This window comes from Plasticicumulans sp. (assembly GCF_035331805.1).
In the GTDB taxonomy this organism is placed as follows: Bacteria; Pseudomonadota; Gammaproteobacteria; order Competibacterales; family Competibacteraceae; genus Plasticicumulans.
On record NZ_DAOLKE010000269.1, the window covers coordinates 1 to 4972 of the forward strand.

A 4972-nucleotide genomic window follows, 5' to 3' on the forward strand; every position below is an offset into this window, starting at 1 on the left:
GGCGCTGCTGATCGGGCTGCTGCGGGCGTGGATGCGCGGGGCGGGCGAGGACTGATCCGCCCGCGCCCTACAGCCGGTCCCGCAGCCGGAACGCCAGCATCGCCAGCATCAGCAGCGGCACGCGCAGCCGGCCGCCGCCCGGGAAGGCCCGGTGCGGGATGCCGGCAAACACATCGAAGCGTTCGAGCTGGCCGCTGACCGCCTCGGCGAGCACGCGGCCGGCGAGGTTCGAGAGCGCCATGCCGTGGCCGGAAAAGCCCTGCGCGAACCAGACCCGGCTGCCGATGCGCCCGAAGTGCGGGGCGCGGTTGACGGTGATGTCGACGTGGCCGCCCCAGGCGTGCGTGATCGCGAGCGTGCGCGGCAGTTGCGGGAACACCGCGAGCAGGCGCCGGCGCATGCCGGCCGCGAGTCCCGGCGATTCCAGGCCGCTGTAGCTGACGCGCCCGCCGAACAGCAGCCGGTGATCGGCCGAGCGCCGGTAGTAGTCGAGCACGAAGTTGGCATCGCAGAGCGCGGCGTCCGCCGGCAGCAGCGCCGTCGCCACGTCGGCACCGAGCGGCCCGGTCGCGACGATGTAGGTGCCGACCGGCAGCACCTTCGCCGCCGGTTCCGGCGCAAGCCGTGCCGGCAGCGCACCGCCGGCGATCACGAGCTGATCGGCCTCGACCGTGCCGCCGGCCGTCACGAGCTTCGGCCGCGGCCCGGTTTCGATGCGCAGCACCGGGCTGTGCTCATGCAGCGTGACGCCGGCTGCGCGTGCCGCCTGCGCCAGCGCGCGCGTGTACGCCAGCGGCTGCAGGTGGCCGGCACCGGTGTCGAGCAGCGCGCCGCAGTAGCGCGGGCTCGCGACCAGCTCGCCGAGTTCGCCGGCGGCGAGCCAGCGCAGGCCGTCGTAGCCATAGTCGTGCGCTGCCTGCGCCTGCCAGTCGCGCAGCGCCCGCACCTGCCGCGGCTTGAGCGCGAGCGTCGCGCAGCCGTCGCGCCAGTCGCAGGCGATGGCGTGGCGGGCGATGTGGTTCTTCACGCGCGCGACCGCCTCCAGCGACCACTGCCAGAGCTGCGCGGCAGCCTCGCGCCCGAGCAGCCCGCGCAGCGTTTCCATGCCGCAGGCGTAATCGGCGAGCACCTGCCCGCCGCTGCGCCCCGAGCCGCCGGCGCCGACACACGCCGCCTCGACCAGCACCACGCGCAGACCCCGCGCCGCCAGTTCGAGCGCGGCGTTGAGGCCGGTGAGGCCGGCGCCGAGCACGGCGACATCGGCGCGCACGTCGCCGGCGAGCGCCGGGGCCGGCGGCTCGGGAGGCAGCGCGTCCTCGTACCAGGAGCGGGCGTGGGCGAGCGTGCGCATGGCGTGGATTCCCCCGGTCGGCGCATTCATCGGCGCGTTCATCGGCCTTTGCAGAAGCCGGGCAGCCGCTCGCGGTGCGCGCCTTGTTTGCGCGCGAGCCGCTCGACTAGGCTCGCGGACGGCCGCAGCCGCGGTTTCCCCGGATTCCCCGCATGAGTTCCATCAAGAGCTGGTTCAAGGACCATCAGATCGTCGAGGTCGAGGCCATCATCCCGGACATGTCCGGGGTCGCGCGCGGCAAGATCCTGCCGGCCGAAAAGTATTATCAGGACAAGGGCCTGCGCCTGCCCGAAGGCATCTTCCTGCAGACGATCACCGGCGATGCCCCCGACGATTACTACGACGTGATCAGCGCCGCCGACGGCGACATCGTGCTGCGCCCCGACCTCGACACCATCTGCCTCGTGCCCTGGGCGACCGAGCCGACCGCGCAGATCATCCACGACGCCTATTACGGCGACGGCCGCGTCGTCGACATCGCGCCGCGCCACGTGCTGCAGCGCGTGCTCAGGCTCTACGCCGAGCGCGGCTGGAAGCCGGTCGTGGCGCCCGAACTCGAATTCTTCCTGGTCAAGCCGAACACCGATTCGGATTACCCGCTGGAGCCGCCGATCGGGCGCTCGGGCCGGCGCGAGACCGGCCGGCAATCCTACGGCATCGACGCCGTCAACGAATTCGAGCCGCTGTTCGAGGATGTCTACGACTACTGCGAGAAGCAGGGCCTCGGCATCGACACGCTGATCCACGAATCCGGCGCCGCGCAGCTGGAGATCAACCTGCTGCACGGCGATGCGCTCGCGCTCGCCGATCAGGCCTTCCGCTTCAAGCGCACGATGCGCGAGGCGGCGATGCGTCACCAGATCTACGCGACCTTCATGGCCAAGCCGATGCAGCACGAGCCCGGCAGCGCCATGCACATCCACCAGAGCATCGTCGGCCTCGACGACGGCCGCAACGTGTTCAGCGACGAGGACGGCAACCCGACGCCGCTGTTCTACGCCCACATCGCCGGCCTGCAGAAGTACCTGCCGAGCGCGATGGCGCTGATCGCGCCGAACGTCAACAGCTACCGGCGCATCAACCGCACCGATGTCGCGCCGATCAACGTGCAGTGGGGTTACGACAACCGCACCGCCGCCTTCCGCGTGCCGCAGGCCAGCCCGCAGTCGCGGCGCATCGAGAACCGCGTGCCCGGCGCCGACGCCAACCCCTATCTGGCGATGGCCGCCTCGCTCGCCTGCGGCTACCTCGGCATGATCGAACGCCTGCAGCCGACCCAGCCCTGGGAGGGCAGCGCCCACGACGCGCCGTATGCGCTGCCGCGCAGCGTGCACGAGGCGCTGCGCACGCTGACGAGCTGTGACGCCCTGAAGCAGGTGCTCGGCGAGCGTTTCGTCACCGCCTTCGTCTCGGTCAAGCAGGCCGAGTACGAAGCCTTCTTCCAGGTCATCAGCTCCTGGGAGCGCGAATACCTGCTGCTGAACGTCTGAAACCCATGTCCCGCTACCGCCCGCCCGCCCCGGCCTCGTCGCCGTACATCACCCGCGCCGGCTACGAGCGCCTGAGCGCCGAGCTGCAGTTCCTGTGGAAGGTCAGACGCCCCGAGGTCACGCGCGCGGTCGCCGAGGCCGCCGCGCAGGGCGATCGCTCCGAGAACGCCGAATACACCTACGGCAAGAAGCAGTTGCGCGAGATCGACCGGCGCGTGCGCTACCTCAGCAAGCGCCTCGACGTGCTGACCGTCGTCGACCGCATCCCCGACGACCGCACGCGCGTGTACTTCGGCGCCTGGGTCGAGTACGAGACCGAAGCCGGCGAAGCCCGCGAGGTGCGCATCGTCGGCGCCGACGAATTCGACCCGGCGCAGCACTGGATCAGCGTCGACTCGCCGCTCGCCCGCGCCCTGCTCAAGCGTCAGGACGGCGACGAGGTGCGCGTGCAGCTGCCGGAGGGCGAGGCGACGGTGTGGATCGTCGGGATTCGCTACGGCGAGGGCTGAAGGTGAAGCGGCCTCGTAGGATGGGCTGACGAAGGAAGCCCATCTTTCGCGATATCGCATCAGGTTCAGGCCTCTATCCTTTGAGGCCTTTGAATTGTTCCGCTACGTCCTCTCCATGACGCACTACCGCCGAGCCCGGGCGCCGGGTGCTATCTGGTTCTTTACCGTCAACCTCGCCGAGCGTGGCAGCAACCGCTTGCTGGTCGAGCATGTCGATGCCTTGCGTCAGGCGTTCGCCTATACCCGCCGCCAGCGTCCTTTCCGGCTTGATGCCGTCGTGATCCTGCCCGATCACTTGCATTGCATCTGGTCGCTGCCGGACGGTGACAGCGATTATTCGACACGCTGGAATCTGCTCAAGGGTCATTTCTCGCGTGCATTGGAAAAATCGGAATACGTATCACCGAACCGGCGCATGCATCGTGAGCGCGGCATATGGCAGCGTCGATTCTGGGAGTACCTGATCCGGGACGAAGACGATTTCAACCACCATCTGGATTACATTCACTGGAATCCGGTCAAGCACGGATGGGCGCAGCGGGTGACTGACTGGCCGTATTCGAGTTTTCATCGGCATGTCGAGCAAGGTTTTTATTCGCTGGACTGGTGTGGCGGCAGCGATATTCAGATCGAAGGCGACCGGTAATCGGTGAGTGGCGCGAAAGATGGGCTTCCTGCGTCAGCCCATCCTACGAGATGGCATGCCGGTGTGACAAAAGCGTTTCACGTAGGATGGGCTGAGCGCAGCGAAGCCCATCTTTCGCGTTGAATACAGTTCCGGACGCCGTGCTCGCATAAAATCACGATGGCTTGGTTGTCTAGATTATTGATTGGAAGTCATCGTAGATTTTTAGCCCTGCTGAGATATTGCATCGGGAAAGTCAGAATGGAACAGCGTTGGTGCATGAATAATCTGTCGACCGAACTTCTTCAAGCCCGGCACGGATGGTGCCGTAACTGGCCGGTTGGCAGTATTCGAGTTTTCATCGAATTGTCGAGCCAGGCTTTATTCGTTGGACTGGTGCGGTGGCAGCGACCTTCTGATCGGAGGTGACCGGTAATCGATCGGCGGGTAAAGATGGGCTTCGCTGCGCTCAGCCCATCCTACGTGAAACGCTTGTGCCACACCGGCGTGCCGTCTCGTAGGATGGGCTGACGCAGGAAGCCCATCTTTACCGCCCCCGCCGGATCCGCCGCGCCGCTCCTACACTCGGCCATCGCCCATAAGCGACCGCGGAGGCAGCGATGGAGGAGTTCAGTGGTGGCATCCGCCGGGCGCTCGCCGAGGCCGCCGGGCTGGCGCTGACGCCGGTCGCCGAACATACGGCCTGCTTCGCCGCCTGGCTGAACGCGCTGCGCGACGACGACTACCACGTCTCGTTCAGCAGCCTGATGCTCGGCGTGCGCCTGCTCGGCTACGACGACTGGTTCGAGCAGCAGTGCGAAGCCGCCCTCGGCCCGCCGCCGCGCATGCTGGCGACGCTGTTCGGGGGACGGCTCGACGAGCGCACGCTCGATACCGCGCGTGCCTGCGCGGCCAGCGGCCACTGGCCGGACGAGGACTGGCCGAACGCCGCCGAGCCGGCGCCGGTCGCCGGCGTGCCGTGGCCGCGGCGCAGCGG

The 4972-nt window shown here is 68.0% G+C and carries 5 protein-coding genes; 4 read left to right on the plus strand and 1 reads right to left on the minus strand.

What is annotated here, in order from left to right:
• Window positions 1-67: 67 nt before the first annotated feature.
• Window positions 68-1351 carry an FAD-binding oxidoreductase gene (locus tag PKE44_RS14950; RefSeq protein WP_324552590.1) on the minus strand — a complete coding sequence of 428 codons (1284 nt, stop codon included), beginning with the start codon at window positions 1349-1351 and terminating at the stop codon, window positions 68-70.
• Window positions 1352-1503: 152 nt separating this feature from the next.
• Between PKE44_RS14950 and PKE44_RS14955 the strand changes: the two genes are divergently transcribed.
• The 4 genes from PKE44_RS14955 to PKE44_RS14970 all read left to right on the plus strand — a co-directional run.
• Window positions 1504-2841 (plus strand): glutamine synthetase family protein, encoded by a 1338-nt coding sequence (locus PKE44_RS14955; RefSeq protein WP_324552593.1) that lies wholly within the window; start codon window positions 1504-1506, stop codon window positions 2839-2841.
• Between the two features lie 5 nt (window positions 2842-2846).
• A complete protein-coding gene (greB, locus tag PKE44_RS14960; protein ID WP_324552595.1) occupies window positions 2847-3350 on the plus strand; it encodes a transcription elongation factor GreB in 504 nt (167 codons plus the stop codon).
• 115 nt (window positions 3351-3465) lie between these two features.
• The gene (locus tag PKE44_RS14965) at window positions 3466-3996 is read left to right on the plus strand and encodes a transposase (protein ID WP_324552600.1); all 531 of its coding nucleotides are present in this window, start codon (window positions 3466-3468) and stop codon (window positions 3994-3996) included.
• Between the two features lie 599 nt (window positions 3997-4595).
• A partial coding sequence (locus PKE44_RS14970) for a hypothetical protein (protein ID WP_324552598.1) occupies window positions 4596-4972 on the plus strand: 377 nt, incomplete at its 3' end.